The organism is Streptomyces yangpuensis (assembly GCF_024666385.1).
Taxonomy (GTDB): Bacteria; Actinomycetota; Actinomycetes; order Streptomycetales; family Streptomycetaceae; genus Streptomyces; species Streptomyces yangpuensis.
In genome coordinates this window covers 6,836,630-6,852,218 of the sequence record NZ_CP102514.1, presented here as the reverse complement: position 1 = coordinate 6,852,218, position 15,589 = coordinate 6,836,630, and the positions used below count along the sequence as shown (strand labels likewise).

The window sequence follows — 15,589 nt, the reverse complement described above, 5'->3', positions numbered from 1 at the left end:
ACGCCTCGGCCCCGGCCCCGACTCCGACTCCGGCCTCGGCCCCGGCTCCGGCTCCGGCCCACTGACCGGAGCACGGGACGCAACCGGATTGATCTTCTTCGCGTCTTTGCCGCCACGTGACCGTCAAAGGGAGAGGAGAGGCGACGTGGAGCAGACCCGTCGTGCATTACTGACGCTGGGAGCGGGGGTGGCGCTGACCGCGGCGCTGCCGGCGGGCGCGGCCCGTGCGGAGACGCCCGGTGCGCAGGGCGGGGCCGTCCGGCAGCTGCGCGCGCTGGAGCGCGAGTACGGCGCACGGGTGGGGGCGTACGCACGGGACACGGGCACGGGCCGGACGGTGCGCTACCGCGCCGACGAGCTGTTCCCCATGTGCTCGGTGTTCAAGACACCGGCCGCGGCGGCCGTGCTGCGGGACCTGGACCGTGACGGCGCGTTCCTCTCCCGGCGGATCCACTACACGCAAGGCGACGTCACTGCCGCGGGCGGCGGCCTGGTGACCGAGCGGCCCGAGAACATCGCCGGCGGACTGACGGTGGCCGAGCTGTGCTCGGCGGCGATCGCCCAGAGCGACAACTGCGCCGCGAACCTGCTGCTGCGCGAGCTGGGCGGGCCCACGGCGATCACCCGGTTCTGCCGCTCCCTCGGGGACCGCACGACACGGCTCGACCGCTGGGAGCCGGAGCTGAACTCGGCCGAGCCGTCGCGGGTGACCGACACGACCAGCCCCCGGGCCATCGCCCGTACGTACGGGCGGCTCGTGCTCGGCGACGCGCTCGCCCCGCGGCACCGGGAGCTCCTGACGCGCTGGCTGGTGTCCAACACGACGAGCGTCGACCGGTTCCGTGCCGGCCTGCCCCGCGACTGGGTGATCGGGGACAAGACGGGCGCCGGGTCGTACGGGACCAACAACAACGTGGGCATCGCCTGGCCTCCGGGCCGGCCGCCCCTGGAGCTCGCGGTGCTGACCACCATGGCGGAGCCCGCCGCGCCACGCCAGAACGCCCTGGTGGCGAAGGCCGCCGCCGCTTTGGCGGCAGCCCTCTCCTGAGGCCTCCCGCGCCGGTGGCCCAGGCAGGGGTGGCGTCGTAGCGCTCAGCGGCGTCGGCGCCGGGTGCGGCCGGGACGGCCTCGGGATCGCGTCCGTCGTCCAGCACCGTCACCGCCCCCGTGCACGGTGCCTGGTCCGTCCCGCGGTCGGGACCGCGGGGCGGCAGGCTCCGCCGGCCCGGCGCCTTCCTCCTCGAACCGGAGGCGGAGGTGTGCCGGACCGCGCGGCGGGCAGGCGCACGGCATGACCGTGCACGTCGGCACGTCCGGCTGGCAGTACCGCGACTGGGCGGGCGTCCTGTATCCGCCGGACCGGCCACAGCGCCTGTGGCTGGAGGAGTATGCCGCTCATTTCCGCACCGTGGAGAGCAACGCCGCCTTCTACCGGCTGCCGTCACCCGAAACGTTCGCCCAGTGGCGCGCCCGCACTCCGTCCGGTTTCGTCATGGCCGTCAAGGCCAGCCGCTTCCTGACGCACGTCAAACGCCTGCGCGAACCCGCCGAGCCGGTGGACCGGCTCATGGCGCACGCCGCCTCCCTCGGCGACCGGCTCGGACCGGTCCTGCTCCAGCTCCCGCCCACGCTGCGGGCAGACCCGGACGCACTCGACGCGTGTCTGGCCTGCTTTCCCGCCGGTACGCGTGTCGCGGTCGAACCCCGGCACGAGTCCTGGTGGACGGAGGAGGTGCGCTCGGTCCTGACCGGCCGCGGCGCGGCCCTGTGCTGGGCCGATCGCGGGTCGCGGCCCGTGACACCGCTGTGGCGCACCGCGGACTGGGGGTACGTACGGTTCCACGAGGGCCGTGCCCACCCGGCACCCCGGTACGGCAGGACGGCCCTGCGCAGCTGGGCGGCCCGGATCGAGGACACCTGGCCGGCGAGCGCGGACGTCTTCGCGTACTTCAACAACGACCCGGGCGGGGCGGCCGTGACCGACGCCCGGGCGTTCGTCCGGCTGGCGCCGTCCCCGGCGCGGGAGCACGCCCACGCAGGACATCAATAAGCCTTCAACGCAAGGATCTTGACGGTACCGTGCTGCTCCAGCGGGCTGACGTGGTGCCTGTGAAGTGCCACGATGGTCCGTGCTTCAACAGTGTGCCGTTCGGGACGCTACGAGAGCGGCGCGACGCGTCCCGGAGGGCAGCCCTACCCCACGAAAGGGCGGACACCCCATGCGCGTTACACCCTTCGTACGGACTTTATGCGGCGGACCCGGTGCGGCCGCGGACGACCCGGTGCGGCTCTATTACAGCCGCAAGACACAGGAGATACTGCACAAGTACGGTCCTGGCCCACGCGTCCATTTCCACGTGGGGCTGTACCCGGACGGCCCACCTGGGACAACCGTCCCCCAGAACCTGCTGAAACAGGGCCTGTTCGCCGCTCAGGAGCGGATAGTCGACCACGCGGCCCGCACCTGGGGCGCGTACGAGACCCCTCCCCGGCGCCTGCTCGACATCGGCTGCGGGCTCGGCGGCACCTCGCTCTACTGGGCCCAGGAGCACGGAACGTCGGTCACAGGCCTCACCGTCGCTCCCGAACACCTGCCCATCGTGCGGCACTTCGCCCTGTACAGCGGGGTCGCGGACCGTGTGAGACCGGTACTGGCGGACGTGCACGACCTGGACGAGACGCACGCGTACGACGCCGTCTACGCCAATGAGAGCAGCGGCTACACCGACCGGGCCCGCCTGTTCGAGGTCGTCGCCAAGGCCCTGGTGCCCGGCGGATGGTTCGGGATCCAGGAACACTTCGTGGGCGCCTGCGAGTGGCGGGAGTTCATGGACGGCTACTACAGAACGCGGCTGGGCCGGCATGAGGAGTACCTGGCCGCGGCCGAGGCGGCCGGCTTCGAACTGGTGCAGGACGAGGACGTGACGGACGCGGTGGCGGAGTTCTGGATGCAGTCGATGGCGTGGAACACCGCCGAACTCGACCGGCTCAGAGCGGGCTCCGGCGCCGAGGCCGGAGCCTGGACGCCCGACCGCCTCGAACAGTCGACGATCGCGCACAGCAAGTTCTTCCGGCTCTGGCGCGAACACGCGGTGGAGACACGTCTGTTGCGCTTCCGCATCGGCGGTGGCCGATGAACGCGCCGCCACGGCCCTCGCGCCTCGGTCCGGGCCTGCCGCCCTTCTACTGCCCCCTGCCGCGCGACCTCGTCCATCCCCGGGCGAAGGAGGTCGAGGCCCGGGCCGTCGAGTGGGTGGACGCCTTCGGCCTGTACCCGGATCCGGTCGAGCGGGCCTGGGGGCTCGCCACCCACAGCGCCGACTTCTCCTGCCGGATCATCCCCGACGGGGACGTGGAGGCCGTGCTGCTGTTCACCGAGTGGAACTACTGGGCCAACGCCGTCGACGACTGGCAGGACTCCGGTTCCGACGACGCCGACACGGCGGCCGTCGTCGACCACGGGGTACGGCTGCTGCGGACCGTCGAGGACCCCGGGGCGTCCGTACTGCCCGACGGGCCGATGACCCGGGCCCTGCTGGATCTGGTGGGCCGTACGCACGCCCTGCTCACCCCCTACGAGCTGCGCAGGTTCGTCGAGGGGACCAGGGACTGGCTGCTCGGGGCGGCCTGGCGGGCCGCCCGCGCCGAGGCGGGGTCCATGCCGGGGCTGAACGACTTCGTCGCCATGGGGCCGCTGGCGAACGGCACCCGCTTCTCGCTGACCTGGTCGGACGTCGCCCGCGGGGACCGGCTGCCGGCGGACGTCCTGTGCTCCCCCGCGCTGACGGCCCTGACGGACGCGGCCGGTTTCGTCGTCAGCGCGGACAACGACCTGTTCTCCTACGACAAGGACGACCATCTGGAGCCGCGCGAGGTGAACCTCGTCAACGTTCTCGCGCACCAGGAGGGCTGTTCCCCGGCCGAGGCGGTACCGCTCGCCGTGGCCCTGCGTGACCGGGTGATGGTCCTCTTCACCGGGCTGCGGGCCCGGCTGGCGGACGAGGCGTGCCACCGGGACGGCGCACTGCACCGTCACCTCGCGGCGCTGGGCCACTACGTGGCGGGCTCCATCGCCTGGCAGGCCGGTGCGCCCCGGTACGCCAGTCCGCGCAACCGGTACGAACTGCCCGTGGCCGAGGCCCGGTTCGCCCTCCGGTACGCCGAACACCCCAGTACCGCCGGGGCCGAGGCCCCGGTGCCACCGGCCCTGGCGCGCTGGTGGCGGCAGCTCCCCGGCTGAGCGGTACGCCGAGGTCCCCGGCCGGTGCGGCCGGGGACCTCGGGCGTGTGGCGCCGGTCGGCCCGTCGGGCCTGGTCAGCGGCGGCCGAGCAGCCGGCGCCACCAGCTGACACCACGGCGCCTGCGGCCGCCGCCGGACCCCGCAGGCGCGGGGGGCGCCGTCGGCTGCGGCGGGATCACCGGATGGACGGGGTGCCCGGCCGGGTGCTCCACCGGGAGCTGCGGTGCCTGGGCCGGCGGCGCCGTGGAGCGCGGGGCGAACCGTACCGGCAGCGACAGCAGGTGACGGGACATGAGGGTGCCCCGCCACTGGAGTTCGCTCACGTCGACCGCCAGCTGGAGGTCGGGCAGCCGGTCCAGCAGGACCTCGATGCCGGTGTCCGCGATGGCCCGCCCGATGTCCTGGCCCGGGCATTCGTGCGGGCCGCTGCTGAAGGCCAGGTGGGAGCGGTTGCCGTGGAGGGAGGCGGCCGGATCGGGCCGGATCTGGGGGTCGGCGTTGCCCGCGGCCAGACCGAGCAGGATCATGTCCCCGGCCTTGATCTGCCGGCCGCCGAGCACGGTGTCCCCGGTGGCCCAGCGACCGATGATCGTGTTGATCGGCGGGTCGTCCCAGAGGACCTGCTCCAGTGCGTCGGGCAGGGTCATGTGGCCTCCGGAGAGGCTCGCCCGGAAGCGCGGGTCGGTCAGGACGGTGCGCAGCGTGTTGGCGATCAGGTTGGCGGTGGTCTCGTAGGCCGCGATGAGCACGACGCGCAGGTGCATGAGCACTTCGGTGTCGGTCAGTTCCGCGGGGTGCTCGATCAGCCAGGAGGCGAGGTCGCGGGCGGGCTTGGCCTTGCGCTCGACGACCAGGTTCTCCAGCGTGGTGGTGACGTAGCGGTCGCTCTGGAGGGCCGTCTCAGTCCCCTGGAGCATGTCGCGGGCCGCGTTGACCAGCAGCGGGCCGTGCTCGTCGGGCGCGCCGATGAGCTGGGTCATGACCAGCATGGGGAGCTGGTCGGAGAAGGCGGGCACCAGGTCCGCGTACCCCTCGGCGGCGATCTGGTCGACGAGGTGGTTGGCGAAGCGGGTGACGTAGCGGCGGATGCCGCGCTTGTCGAAGCGTTCCAGGGACTCCACGACGGCCGAGCGCAGTCGCTCGTGGACGGGGCCGTCGGTGAAGTTGCAGACCGGTACCCAGGAAACCATGGGGCCGAGCGGGGTGTCGGCCGGCACCCGGCCCTCTCTCATGTCGCGCCAGCCCCGCGGATCGCGGGCGAACCGCGAGGTCGTGCGCGCGACGTCCAGGTTCTCCCGGTGGCCGAGGACCAGCCACGCCGGGAGGTCCCCGCTGACCAGCACCGGGGCCACCGGGCCGTGCTCGGCCCGCAGCTTCTCGTACAGGGCGAACGGGTCCGCCTGGGCCTCCGCTCCGTGCAGGCGGTACAGGCCTCCCGTGGTCGCCGCCATGTGGGCGGGGCACTCGGGCGGCGGGGTGGGGGTGGTGCTCACATTGCCTCCTGGGTGGCTGCCTGGGAGTGCAGGTAGCGCATGAGGGTCAGCAGGACGTCGCGGGACGATTCCCGCCTTCTGGCGTCGCAGGCGAGGATGGGGACGGCGGGCGGCAGGTCGAGGGCCTCGCGCAGTTCCTCCAGCGGATGCTCGGGGGCTCCGGGGAAGGCGTTGACGGCCACCACGAAGGGGACGCCGCGCTCCTCCAGCCGGCCGATGACGTCGAAGCTGATCTCCAGCCGACGGGTGTCGAGGAGCACGACGGCGCCGAGCGCGCCCTCGAAGAGCCCGCGCCACAGGAACCAGAAGCGTTCCTGGCCGGGCGTTCCGAACAGGTACAGCACGAGTTCGTCGTTGATGCTGATGCGGCCGAAGTCCATGGCCACGGTGGTGGTGATCTTGCGGGCGACGCCCCAGGTGTCGTCGACGCCGACTCCTGCCCGGGTCATCGTCTCCTCGGTCGTCAGCGGCTTGATCTCGCTGACGGCGCCGACCAGCGTCGTCTTGCCCACGCCGAAGCCGCCGACGATGACGACCTTCACGGCCGCCGCGGCCGACTGCGGCAGGACGTCCGCCTCGCACGGCCCGGCGGGCGGGTCAGAGCTTCTGAAGTCCATCGATCACTGCCTCGATCAGAGCAAGGTCGGGTAGCTGCGCGGTGGGAATGGGCGGGCGGACGTGCACGAGCCGGGCGGCCATCAGGTCGCCGACCAGCACGGTGACCACGCTCACGGGCAGGCCGGCGTACGCGGCGATCTCGGCCACCGACAGCGGTGACTGGCACATCCGCAGGATGGAGGCCTGCTCGGGCTGCATCTCGGGCCGGGGAGGCCCCTTGGCCACCACCAGGGTCACGAGGTCCAGCTGGACGGAGGTGGAGGGTCCACTGCGTCCGCCGGTGATGACGTAGAGCCGTTCGGGACTGCCGTCCTCCCAGCTTGAGGGCGGCTCTTTCACGCGGGCTGCCCGTCGTGCCGGGGCGGGCTGCTCAGGTGGTCCCCCATTCGGGTCACCAGGTTGCGCATCTGCGCGCCCATCAGGCCCGCGTCGACGCCCTCGTCGGCCAGGACCGCGAGGTAGGAGCCGTCTCCGGCTGCCATGAGATAGAAGAACCCGCCGTCCATCTCGATCACGACCAGCCGCATTCTGCCCTCGGAGCTGGGCAGTTCGGCGGCCACCGCTCCGGCCAGGCTCTGCAGGCCCGCGCAGGCGGCCGCCAGGCGGTCGGCGGTGTCCGTCTCGGCGCCGTGCTGCGCCACGCAGAGCCCGTCCGCGGACAGCACGATCACGTGCCGCGTCTGCGGCACGCCGGCGGCCAGGTCCTTGAGCATCCAGTCCATGCTGCTTCGCTGAGTCATCACTGTTTACGCCCCTTTGGTCGCTGAACCCGACGCGTCCTGGGCGCCCGGCGCGTCCTTGCCGGGCTCACCCGACAGGCCGCTGTGGAACGCCTCCAGCCACATTCCTGGGCCGTTGTCGTCCGCCGGCTGCGGCCTCGCGGCCGGCCGGACCTCGGTGGTGGTGAGACGGTCCTTCCGGCGCCGCTGCGGCAGGCCGGTCGCAGTTCGTCCGGTGGTCGCCCCGTCGGCGACGGGCATCGGCCCGGGCGCCGGACCCGGCGCGGGCCGGGGCACGGACACCCCGGCCGACATCGCGTCGACGGGGTGTTCGCGCGGTGTGGCGGACACCGCCCTGGGCCCGGAGGAGGAGCCGATGCCGTGGGCGAGGCCGGTCGCCGCGGACGCGGTGGTGATCAGGTGCTGCGGCACGATGACCACCGCGCGGACACCGCCGTACGCGGAGGAGCGCAGGGACACCTGGAACCCGTACGCCTGGGCAAGCCGGCCGACGACCGCCAGGCCCAGCCGCGGTGTCTCGCCGAGGTCGTTGAGGTCGATGCCGGACTGGGCCTGCGCGAGCATCCTCTCGGCGCGTGCGCGGGCCTCCTCGCTCATGCTCAGGCCGCCGTCCTCGATCTCCACGGCGATGCCCGACTGCACCTCGACGGCGGTGAGGTGGACCCGGGTGTGCGGCGGGGAGTAGCGGGTGGCGTTGTCGAGCAGCTCCGCGAGGGTGTGGATCAGCGGTTCCACGACCGGGCCGACGACGGCGACCTCGGTGACCGAGTGGAGTTCCACCCGCTGGTAGTCGATGATCCGCGACATCGCGCCGCGCAGGACGCTGTAGAGGGTGACGGCCCTGCTCCACTGGCGGCCGGGGCGGGCACCGCCGAGGACCGAGATGGAGTCGGCGAGCCTGCCGATGAGGGCGGTGCCGTGGTCCAGGCGCAGGAGGTCGCCGAAGACGTCCGGGTTGCGGCCGTGCCGGTCCTCCATCTCACGCATCTCGTGCGCCTGCTGGTGGACGATCGCCTGCACGCGGCGGGCGACGTTGACGAAGGCGCGCTGCGCCGAGTCGCGCAGGCTCTCCTCGTTGTCGACGGCGTCGACGGCGTGGGCCAGGACGTCCTGCAGCGCGGTTCGGAAGCGGGGGGTGAGGGCGTCGTCGTTGCCCCAGCGGTTGCCCGGTCCGGCGCGGCCGCCCAGGGAGGTGAGCACCTCCTCGGCCGGCTCGCCGCGGCGCAGCCGGTCGATGGCCTCGGGGAGCACCACGGCGGACAGCCGGGCCGCCTCGGTCTCCTGGCGGGCCAGGGTGTGCTGGAGCGCGGCGATCCGGGCGGTGCGGTCGGCGAGCGCGCGGCCGCGCCGCAGGGCCTCGACGAACACGGCGGCGGCGCACAGGGCGCCCGCGGCGATCAGGACGGTGCCGACCGGCTCGGAGGAGGAAACAAGCGCCCCGACCATGCAGACGGCGGCCAGGGAGGCGATCGCGGGCAGCGCCCGGCCTGCTCCCGCCTCCGGGCGGGCCGTTTCGGGTGGAATGTCTCTTTGCTCCATCGGCGTCCTCGAATTATCGGAAAAGGGTGACCTTCTGACCGGTGGGCGGGAGCATAACTACGCCCAACTGCCCGCACGTGCGCTTTCGTTGGAGTTCATCGGACCGGAGGAACCGTTATGCGCCATCGATGGCGACGAATTCCGGCCCCGGCGGTGGACGGCGCTCGGCGGGCGGCGGCGTAAGGGGAGGTCGACGGCCCGCAGGGCCTCCGGCGGCACGGGCGTTCGCCCCCGCGCCGCCTCCGGCAGCGGCCTTATCGCCCGGCCGCGAAGTGGCACCCCGGAGGGAAATGCGCTAGGGGGTGTCCGGCGGATCAGGGTCGGACAGCCCGGGTCGTCCGGTGCCGTGGGATGCAAGGCGGAGGAGGGAGCCCACGCGGAGCGTCGGCGACCGACGACAACGCGGCAGGCCGCGGTGCCGGGCGGCCCGGGCCCGGCCCTGATCCGCCGGACACCCCTAAGGGGTGTCCGGCCCGATCGGCGGGACACCCCCTACGGGGGCGGCGGCGCGGGAGGTGCCACCGCGTCGTGCGGTCAGGCGCCCGGGCGCGCCGCGTCACCGCGAGGGGCGGCGAGGCCGGTGAGCAGGACGTCGAGGGCGAGGTCGGTCGCCTCGGCCAGCGGGGTGTCCTCCAGCAGGGAGCCGACGGCGAGGGCCGCGAGGCCGTGCACGGTGGAGAAGGCGACCTGGGCGAGGCGGTCCGGCTCGCCCGCCCGCACGACGCCCTCCTGTTGGGCCAGGGCGATGAGCCCGGCGGCGATCCGCAGGCTCTGGTGGCCGAGTTCGCGCAGTTCGGCGCTGGAGTCGTCGGCGTGCTTGACCGTGAACATCAGGCTGAGCAGCGGGGCGTTCGCCACGGCGAAGTCGATGTAGGCCCGCCCCATGCCGGCGAGCCGGACGGTGACGGGGCCGGGCTCCTCGACGGCGGCCCGCAGGCCCTCGTTGAGGCGGGTGAAGCCGCCCACGGCGAGCGCGTCGAGCAGCGCCTGCCGGTCGCGGAAATGGCGGCCCGGCGCCGCGTGACTGACGCCGAGGTCCCGCGCGAGGGCGCGGAGGGACAGGCTGTCCGCCCCCGCCGTCGCGAGGACGGCTTCCGCGCGCGCCAGCAGGGCCTCTCGGAGGTTGCCGTGGTGGTAGGGCGAATCGGCGTCGGCCAAGACGGCCTCCCCTCGCTCGATGTTGTCATTGACAACAATGTTTACTCTGCCTACATTTGCATTATCGTCCATCTCGGCCGGAACACCGGAACGGAGCGCCGACCATGTCTCTGACATACCGCGGAACCACAGCCCTGATCACCGGGGCGAGCGCCGGACTCGGCGTCGAGTTCGCCCGGCAGTGGGCGGAGCGCGGGGCCGACGTCGTCCTCGTCGCTCGCCGCGTCGAGCGGCTGGAGGAGGTGGCGGCCGACCTCCGGCGCCGCTACGGGGTGCAGGCCCACGTGGTCGCCGCCGACCTCGCCCGGCCGGGTGCCGCGGCCGCGCTGCACGCGGAGCTCGACGGACTCGGGCTCACCGTGCACACCCTGATCAACAACGCCGGCTTCGGCAGTCACGGCCCCTTCGCGGACCAGGACCCCACCCGGATCAGCGAGATGATCCAGCTCAACGTGACGGCGCTGACGGAGCTGACCAGGCAGTTCCTGCCGGACCTGACGGCCGGCGGCCTGGGCGCCCTCGTCACCGTCGCGAGCGCCGCCGCCTACCAGCCGACCCCGGCGATGGCGGTCTACGGGGCCACCAAGGCCTTCGTCCTGAACTTCACCGAGGCCGTCGCGTACGAGACGCGCGCCTCCTCGCTGAAAGTGCTCGCCGTCTCGCCCGGCCCGGTCCGTACGGAGTTCTTCGACGTCGTGGGCAGCCGGGACGCCGCCGTCGGCCGGATGGCCACCCCGGAGCAGGTCGTCACGGCGACCCGGCGGGCTCTGGAGCGCGACAGGACGCCCCCCAGCATCGTCGTCGGCCTCGGCAACCGGCTCTCGGCCACGGCGTCCACGCTGGCCCCCCGCCGTCTCGCCCTGACGGTCGCGGGGCGGGCCCTCAAGGCGTGACGTGCCGGCCGGGGCGCGCCGCTCACCGGTCGCCCCGAGGCGGCCGGGGCGTCCGGGGCGTCCGGGGCGTCCGACTCGTCCGGGCGGGCCGGCTGCCGCACACTGGGATCCGGGCCCCCGACGGCGGGGCGCCCGGATCCCGGCGGCCGCGGGGAGGCCCGGCATGGTCATCAGTCACCACCTCGCCGACGGCACGCTGCACGTGAGGATCCTGCACGAACTGCACGTCACCGACCGGGCCGCGGCCGCCCTGCAGATCGAATCCCTCGTCCATGCGCACCGCCCCGCACAGGTCACCGTCGAGCTGCCGAGCCGTTCCCCCTCCCCCATGACCTTCAGCGCGCTGGCCCGGGCCCGGCGGATGTGTCAGAGCCTCGGCATTCCCCTCACGGCGACCGGGCCCGGTGAAGAGGTCCCCCTGCCCCTCTTCGGCCAGGAGGCCGGCACGGCCCGCCCCCGGTCACTGGAACACGGCGCACGCCACGACCACTGACCGCCGACCACTGACCGCTTTCCGCCGTCATCCACCCCCTTGTACACGCCTGGTACGCGCCGTGTGCGCGCGCTCCGTTCCCGATCGCACACACGTGCGCGACCTGCGTTAGTCTCTGCGGGCGCGGAAACGGAACACAGATGCAGACGGGGGAGCCGTGTCCTATTCGGAGCGCTGGCAGGAGCTGTTCGGACCGGCCGACGACGGGCCCGTGATGAGGCTCGCCTCGACGGCCCCCGACCCCGGGACGGGCGGGGGCGGGGGCGGGACCGGCAACCTCCAGCACACCAAGGGCCCTTGGACCAGCGCCTCCGGTACCGCCGGCGACCTGCGCACCACCACGGAGACGAGCCGGGCCGCGCTGGGCCCCGGCCACGAGGGCGTCAAGGCGGGAGCCGCCGGCCTCAGCTCCGTCGCGGCGCTGGAGAGCGTCCTGACCTCCTGGGAGGAGCGTCTGCGGTCGGTGCGGGACGAGTGCGAGCAGCTCAAGGGCACCCTGCTGAAGGTCGCCAAGGAGATGGGCGAGACGGATGCCGCGGTCGACGCGTCCTTCAAGGGCGTCGACGGCGGATCCAAGGCGGACGAGAAGCGATGACCGGAACCCTCACCTGGAAGCAGCTGCGCGACCTCAAGACCTCCGAGTTCACGGAGGCGGGCGACAAGTGGCACGAGGTCTCGGACCGTGCGGACTCCGACCGGGTACGGGTCGACCGCGCGATGTCCGCGAAGCTCCGTGAGACCCAGCAGAGCGAGTCGGCGGAGGCGGCCCTCGGCAGACTCCAGCGCCTCAGCCGCAACTTCCAGTACCTGCACAGCGAGTGCGGGCTGGTCCGTACGGCGCTCAACGGGCTCGCGAGCGATCTCGTCGAGCCGCAGAACCAGTTGAAGCAGGCCCTCGCGGACGCCGCCGCCCTGAACTTCACCGTCCACGACGACGGGTCCGTCAGCTACCCCGCCGCCGAGGTCGAGGACCTGACCGGCGCGAAGAAGGAGGCGCCGGGCAGCAAGGTCCAGGGCAGCTCACGCCTCCCGCTGGAACCGCCGGGCCTCGGCCAGCCGGGCCAGTCGTCCCTGTACCCCGGCTACTCGGGCTTCAAGCCGCTGAACCCGAACGCGGCGAAGGCGCAGGACGTGGCCGACCGTGTCGCCCGGGCCGTGCGGTCCGCGGGCGAGATCGACGCCCGGTACGCGAAGACCCTCACCGGCCTGAAGGCGGAGAAGGGCCTGGACGTCACCGCGGCCACGCTGAAGGACGTCGCCCGGGACACCTCCGACGTCCGCTCCACCGCCGGCATGTACCTCGGCGAGAACGTCCCGGAGGACAAGAGCCCGGCCGAGCGCAAGAAGTGGTGGGACGGCCTGACCGACGAACAGCGCCAGGAGTACCTGGAGATCGCGCCGGACCTGGTCGGCAGCCTGGACGGCATCCCGGCGGTGGCCCGCGACGAGGCGAACCGCAACTACCTGCCGGTCCTCATCGACGACCTGGGGCGCCGGGGCGGCGACGACGCGGAGACGAAGCTCAACGCCCTCCGGATGATCCAGGAGAAGCTGGGTGAACCGAGCCGTCCGCCCATGTTCCTCCTGGGCATCGGCGACGAGGGCAACGGGCGGGCGATCGTCTCGTACGGCAACCCCGACACCTCCAGGAACGTCTCCGCGTACGTCCCCGGTCTCTCGACCAGGCTGAACGACGAGTTCGTCACGGACACGATGAAGCGGGCCCAGGACACGGCCAAGGGCGCCCAGCGCGTGGACCCGTCCAGCGCCTCGATCATCTGGCTGGGCTACGACGCCCCGCAGAACGTGGACGTGATGTCGCGGGGCGACGCGCAGCGGGGCGCCCCGGCGTACAACCAGTTCATGGCGGGCCTCTCGGCGACGAACCAGAACGCGGACCCGCATGTCACGGCGATCGGGCACTCCTACGGCTCGCTCACCGTGGGCACGGCGGCGAAGCAGTCCGGCGGGATCCCCGGCGTCGACGACGTGATCCTGCTCGGCAGCCCCGGCGTGGACGCACAGAAGGCGACCGACCTCGGCGTCGGCAAGGAGCACGTGTTCGTCGGCGCCGCCGACAACGACCCGGTCACGCACCTGCCCTCGAAGGACGAGGCGGCGCTCGGCTGGCTGACCGGTGGCCCGCTGGGGGTCGCGGTCGGACGTGACCTCTTCGACATCGACAACGACGACGTGTACTTCGGCAAGGACCCGGCGAGCAAGGCCTTCGGCGCACAGCGCTTCCTGGTCGACGACGGGCCGAGGATGGTCATGGACGGCGGGGGGTTCGACGCCCACTCCCAGTACTTCACCCCGGAGAAGGACCAGGTGTCGGCGGACAACATCGCCAACATCGTCGCCGGCCACCCTGAGAACATCGTGAGGGAGAAGCATCGATGAAGCGCATCACGCGGACCATTCGCCTGGCCGGTGCGATGGCCGTGGCCGGCGCACTGCTCGCCGGGTGCGGGCCGACCGGCGGCACCAAGGACGAACGAGGGACTGTGGCAGCCATGGACATGCAGGGAGCGGCGGAGCGCGCCGACGCGATGCTCTACGCGACGGTCGCGGCGATCAAGCCGGAGATCGAGTGGGTCCACGACACCACGACGACCGGCAGTTGCGACGTGACGCGCTACTGGACGGTGATGACGATCGTCTCCCCGCAGCGCCGCGGCAACTTCCTCGGTGTGGTCGAGGGGTTCTGGAAGGCGAGCGGCTACAAGATCAAGACGGTGAACCCGAGCAAGGACATGCCGGCGATCTACGCCACGTCTCCGGACGGCTTCGGCATCAGCGTGCTCTTCGGCCACCAGGGCCAGGCCTTCTTCGAGGTCACCAGCCCCTGCGTGAAGAACTCGAAGGTGGCCGCGCCGACGAAGGTGGGGAACGGCGCCACGTACGAGGGCGAAGCCGCCGTCCCCACCCCCAACGTCCGCTCCGAATTCTGGTCCGCCGAGACCCCGGTGCCGGGCACCACGCCCTCGCCCTGACCGCCGCCGGAACGGTATGGAACGGAACGAAACGGGACTGGTGTTCCGGAGTCTGGTCAGAAGGCGTACCTGATCCGCAGCCAGGGCGCGTGGGCGGCGACGAGTTCGCGCATCGTCGCGACAGCTCCGGCCTTCACGTCGTGCCGGTAGCGGACGTTCCAACTGCCGTTCTCCGAGCGCTTCGGCTGCTGGAGACCCGGCCGCCACAGGACGTCCTCGGCACGCGGGTGCCAGCCCAGATTGAGCTCGTGCAGGTCCTGGTTGTGCGTCAGCATGATCACCTCGGCTGCCGCCTGCCGCTTCACCCGGGCGGGCAGCACGTCGTCCATGTGCCGCAGCAGGAGGGACCAGTCGCCCTCCCAGCCCGGGCGCAGGACGACCGGTGAGAGGTTGAAGTGCACCTCGTAGCCCGCGTCCAGGAAGTCCGCGGCCGCGGCGATACGGCTCGCCACCGGGCTGGTGCGGATGTCGAGCAGCCTGGAGTCGCTCTGCGGCATCAGCGAGAACCGCACGCGGGTACGGCCGCGGGGCCGGAGCAGGAGCAGGTCGGGGTTGACGAACTTGGTGGCGAAGGACGCCTTGGCGGTGGGCCACTTCGCGAAGGCGTCCACCAGGTCGGCCACGTTGTCACTGATCAGGGCATCGACGGAGCAGTCGCTGTTCTCGCCGATGTCGTAGACCCAGGCGGCCGGATCGCACTGGTTGGGCTCGGGCTTGGGGCCGAGGCGCGCGATGTGCCGGGAGAGGTGGGCGACGGCGCGCTCGATGTTGGTGAAGACGGTGACCGGGTTGGCGTATCCCTTGCGGCGCGGGACGTAGCAGTAGGCGCAGGCCATGGCACAGCCGTTGGCGGGGCCCGGGGCGATCCAGTCCGCGGAGCGGCCGTTGGGCCGGGTGGTGAGCGTCTTCTTCTCCCCCAGCACCAGGGTCTCGGTCTTGATCCGGACCCAGCGGTCGACGTTCCCCTCGTTGCCGTGGAGGTCCGGGATCCGCCAGTGCGAGTCGACGGGGACGATCTCGGCGTCGGGGTACCGGGCGAGGACCTGCCGGCCGCGCGGGGAGGCCGCCGCTGCCGGCTCGGCGAAGACCGTCCGTACGGACAGCATCCGGCGCGCCTCCGGGGAGTCCCGGAACATCGGGCCGGCGCCCTCGTACGGCCGGGACGCCGGCCCCGTGTCCAGGTCCTCCGGACCGAACAGGGCGTCCGCTCCGTCGCCCGGTCGGCCCGCGGGCGGCTGGGCTCGCATGGTGGTCTCCTGCGGGATCTCGACTCCGGGCCCGTGGGCCGCGGTCCCCCGGCGGTGAGCCCGCGGGAGATGGACCTTCCACTGTAGGCGAGCGGCCGACGGCCCCGCCGGTCGCAGGGGACGTGTCCAGGAGGTGCGCGAGCTGTACGGCTGCCCGAGGCTGGGACGAGGCCG

The 15,589-nt window shown here is 72.6% G+C and carries 16 protein-coding genes; 9 read left to right on the top strand and 7 right to left on the bottom strand.

Annotated features, from left to right (window positions below; genetic code table 11):
• Positions 1–145 precede the first annotated feature (145 nt).
• The 4 genes from bla to NRK68_RS31025 all read left to right on the top strand — a co-directional run bounded on the left by bla (position 146) and on the right by NRK68_RS31025 (position 4,240).
• Positions 146–1,048, top strand: coding sequence for a class A beta-lactamase (gene bla / locus NRK68_RS31040; RefSeq protein ID WP_183064489.1), 903 nt, complete (start codon positions 146–148; stop codon positions 1,046–1,048).
• A gap of 243 nt (positions 1,049–1,291) precedes the next feature.
• Positions 1,292–2,050 (top strand): DUF72 domain-containing protein, encoded by a 759-nt coding sequence (locus NRK68_RS31035; protein WP_183064488.1) that lies wholly within the window; start codon positions 1,292–1,294, stop codon positions 2,048–2,050.
• A gap of 307 nt (positions 2,051–2,357) precedes the next feature.
• The gene (locus NRK68_RS31030; protein WP_257857402.1) at positions 2,358–3,137 is read left to right on the top strand and encodes an SAM-dependent methyltransferase; all 780 of its coding nucleotides are present in this window, start codon (positions 2,358–2,360) and stop codon (positions 3,135–3,137) included.
• The gene (locus NRK68_RS31025) at positions 3,134–4,240 is read left to right on the top strand and encodes a terpene synthase family protein (protein ID WP_257857401.1); all 1,107 of its coding nucleotides are present in this window, start codon (positions 3,134–3,136) and stop codon (positions 4,238–4,240) included. Before NRK68_RS31030 ends, NRK68_RS31025 begins: the two co-directional genes overlap by 4 nt.
• Before the next feature lie 75 nt (positions 4,241–4,315).
• On the opposite strand, the gene NRK68_RS31020 is transcribed toward NRK68_RS31025, so the two are convergent.
• The 6 genes from NRK68_RS31020 to NRK68_RS30995 all read right to left on the bottom strand — a co-directional run bounded on the left by NRK68_RS31020 (position 4,316) and on the right by NRK68_RS30995 (position 9,789).
• Positions 4,316–5,692 (bottom strand): cytochrome P450, encoded by a 1,377-nt coding sequence (locus NRK68_RS31020; RefSeq protein WP_257857965.1) that lies wholly within the window; start codon positions 5,690–5,692, stop codon positions 4,316–4,318.
• Positions 5,693–5,730: 38 nt separating this feature from the next.
• Entirely contained in the window at positions 5,731–6,351 is a 621-nt protein-coding gene (locus NRK68_RS31015; RefSeq protein WP_183064486.1) for a GTP-binding protein, read from the bottom strand.
• Positions 6,332–6,691, bottom strand: coding sequence for a DUF742 domain-containing protein (locus tag NRK68_RS31010; protein ID WP_183064485.1), 360 nt, complete (start codon positions 6,689–6,691; stop codon positions 6,332–6,334). The genes NRK68_RS31015 and NRK68_RS31010 overlap by 20 nt, the downstream gene beginning before the upstream one ends.
• Positions 6,688–7,092 carry a roadblock/LC7 domain-containing protein gene (locus NRK68_RS31005; protein WP_183064484.1) on the bottom strand — a complete coding sequence of 135 codons (405 nt, stop codon included), beginning with the start codon at positions 7,090–7,092 and terminating at the stop codon, positions 6,688–6,690. The genes NRK68_RS31010 and NRK68_RS31005 overlap by 4 nt, the downstream gene beginning before the upstream one ends.
• 6 nt (positions 7,093–7,098) lie before the next feature.
• A complete protein-coding gene (locus NRK68_RS31000) occupies positions 7,099–8,631 on the bottom strand; it encodes a sensor histidine kinase (RefSeq protein WP_257857400.1) in 1,533 nt (510 codons plus the stop codon).
• Between the two features lie 534 nt (positions 8,632–9,165).
• Complete coding sequence (locus tag NRK68_RS30995) at positions 9,166–9,789, bottom strand: TetR/AcrR family transcriptional regulator (RefSeq protein WP_257857399.1); 624 nt, start codon at positions 9,787–9,789, stop codon at positions 9,166–9,168.
• A 104-nt stretch (positions 9,790–9,893) separates the two neighbouring features.
• Between NRK68_RS30995 and NRK68_RS30990 the strand changes: the two genes are divergently transcribed.
• The 5 genes from NRK68_RS30990 (at position 9,894) to NRK68_RS30970 (ending at position 14,168) form a co-directional block, all read left to right on the top strand.
• Complete coding sequence (locus tag NRK68_RS30990; RefSeq protein WP_257857398.1) at positions 9,894–10,682, top strand: SDR family NAD(P)-dependent oxidoreductase; 789 nt, start codon at positions 9,894–9,896, stop codon at positions 10,680–10,682.
• Positions 10,683–10,845: 163 nt separating this feature from the next.
• Entirely contained in the window at positions 10,846–11,175 is a 330-nt protein-coding gene (locus tag NRK68_RS30985) for a hypothetical protein (protein ID WP_183064481.1), read from the top strand.
• A gap of 157 nt (positions 11,176–11,332) precedes the next feature.
• On the top strand, positions 11,333–11,770 hold the full coding sequence (locus NRK68_RS30980; RefSeq protein WP_183064480.1) for a hypothetical protein: 438 nt from the start codon (positions 11,333–11,335) through the stop codon (positions 11,768–11,770).
• Positions 11,767–13,575 (top strand): alpha/beta hydrolase, encoded by a 1,809-nt coding sequence (locus tag NRK68_RS30975; protein WP_257857397.1) that lies wholly within the window; start codon positions 11,767–11,769, stop codon positions 13,573–13,575. The genes NRK68_RS30980 and NRK68_RS30975 overlap by 4 nt, the downstream gene beginning before the upstream one ends.
• Positions 13,572–14,168: a hypothetical protein gene (locus NRK68_RS30970; RefSeq protein ID WP_183064478.1), complete on the top strand. Its 597-nt coding sequence runs from the start codon at positions 13,572–13,574 to the stop codon at positions 14,166–14,168. The genes NRK68_RS30975 and NRK68_RS30970 overlap by 4 nt, the downstream gene beginning before the upstream one ends.
• A 56-nt stretch (positions 14,169–14,224) precedes the next feature.
• On the opposite strand, the gene NRK68_RS30965 is transcribed toward NRK68_RS30970, so the two are convergent.
• The gene (locus tag NRK68_RS30965) at positions 14,225–15,415 is read right to left on the bottom strand and encodes a spore photoproduct lyase family protein (protein ID WP_183064477.1); all 1,191 of its coding nucleotides are present in this window, start codon (positions 15,413–15,415) and stop codon (positions 14,225–14,227) included.
• Between the last annotated feature and the right edge of the window lie 174 nt (positions 15,416–15,589).

What these genes read in the sequence shown, in the direction of transcription:
- NRK68_RS30975 (WP_257857397.1), top strand. Translation starts at nt 11,767, where the DNA reads ATGACCGGAACCCTCACCTGGAAGCAGCTGCGCGACCTCAAGACCTCC.
- NRK68_RS30990 (WP_257857398.1), top strand. Translation starts at nt 9,894, where the DNA reads ATGTCTCTGACATACCGCGGAACCACAGCCCTGATCACCGGGGCGAGC.
- NRK68_RS31025 (WP_257857401.1), top strand. Translation starts at nt 3,134, where the DNA reads ATGAACGCGCCGCCACGGCCCTCGCGCCTCGGTCCGGGCCTGCCGCCC.
- NRK68_RS30985 (WP_183064481.1), top strand. Translation starts at nt 10,846, where the DNA reads ATGGTCATCAGTCACCACCTCGCCGACGGCACGCTGCACGTGAGGATC.
- NRK68_RS31015 (WP_183064486.1), bottom strand. Translation starts at nt 6,351, where the DNA reads ATGGACTTCAGAAGCTCTGACCCGCCCGCCGGGCCGTGCGAGGCGGAC.
- NRK68_RS31020 (WP_257857965.1), bottom strand. Translation starts at nt 5,692, where the DNA reads ATGGCGGCGACCACGGGAGGCCTGTACCGCCTGCACGGAGCGGAGGCC.
- NRK68_RS30970 (WP_183064478.1), top strand. Translation starts at nt 13,572, where the DNA reads ATGAAGCGCATCACGCGGACCATTCGCCTGGCCGGTGCGATGGCCGTG.
- NRK68_RS30965 (WP_183064477.1), bottom strand. Translation starts at nt 15,415, where the DNA reads ATGCGAGCCCAGCCGCCCGCGGGCCGACCGGGCGACGGAGCGGACGCC.
- NRK68_RS31005 (WP_183064484.1), bottom strand. Translation starts at nt 7,092, where the DNA reads ATGACTCAGCGAAGCAGCATGGACTGGATGCTCAAGGACCTGGCCGCC.
- NRK68_RS31035 (WP_183064488.1), top strand. Translation starts at nt 1,292, where the DNA reads ATGACCGTGCACGTCGGCACGTCCGGCTGGCAGTACCGCGACTGGGCG.
- NRK68_RS31000 (WP_257857400.1), bottom strand. Translation starts at nt 8,631, where the DNA reads ATGGAGCAAAGAGACATTCCACCCGAAACGGCCCGCCCGGAGGCGGGA.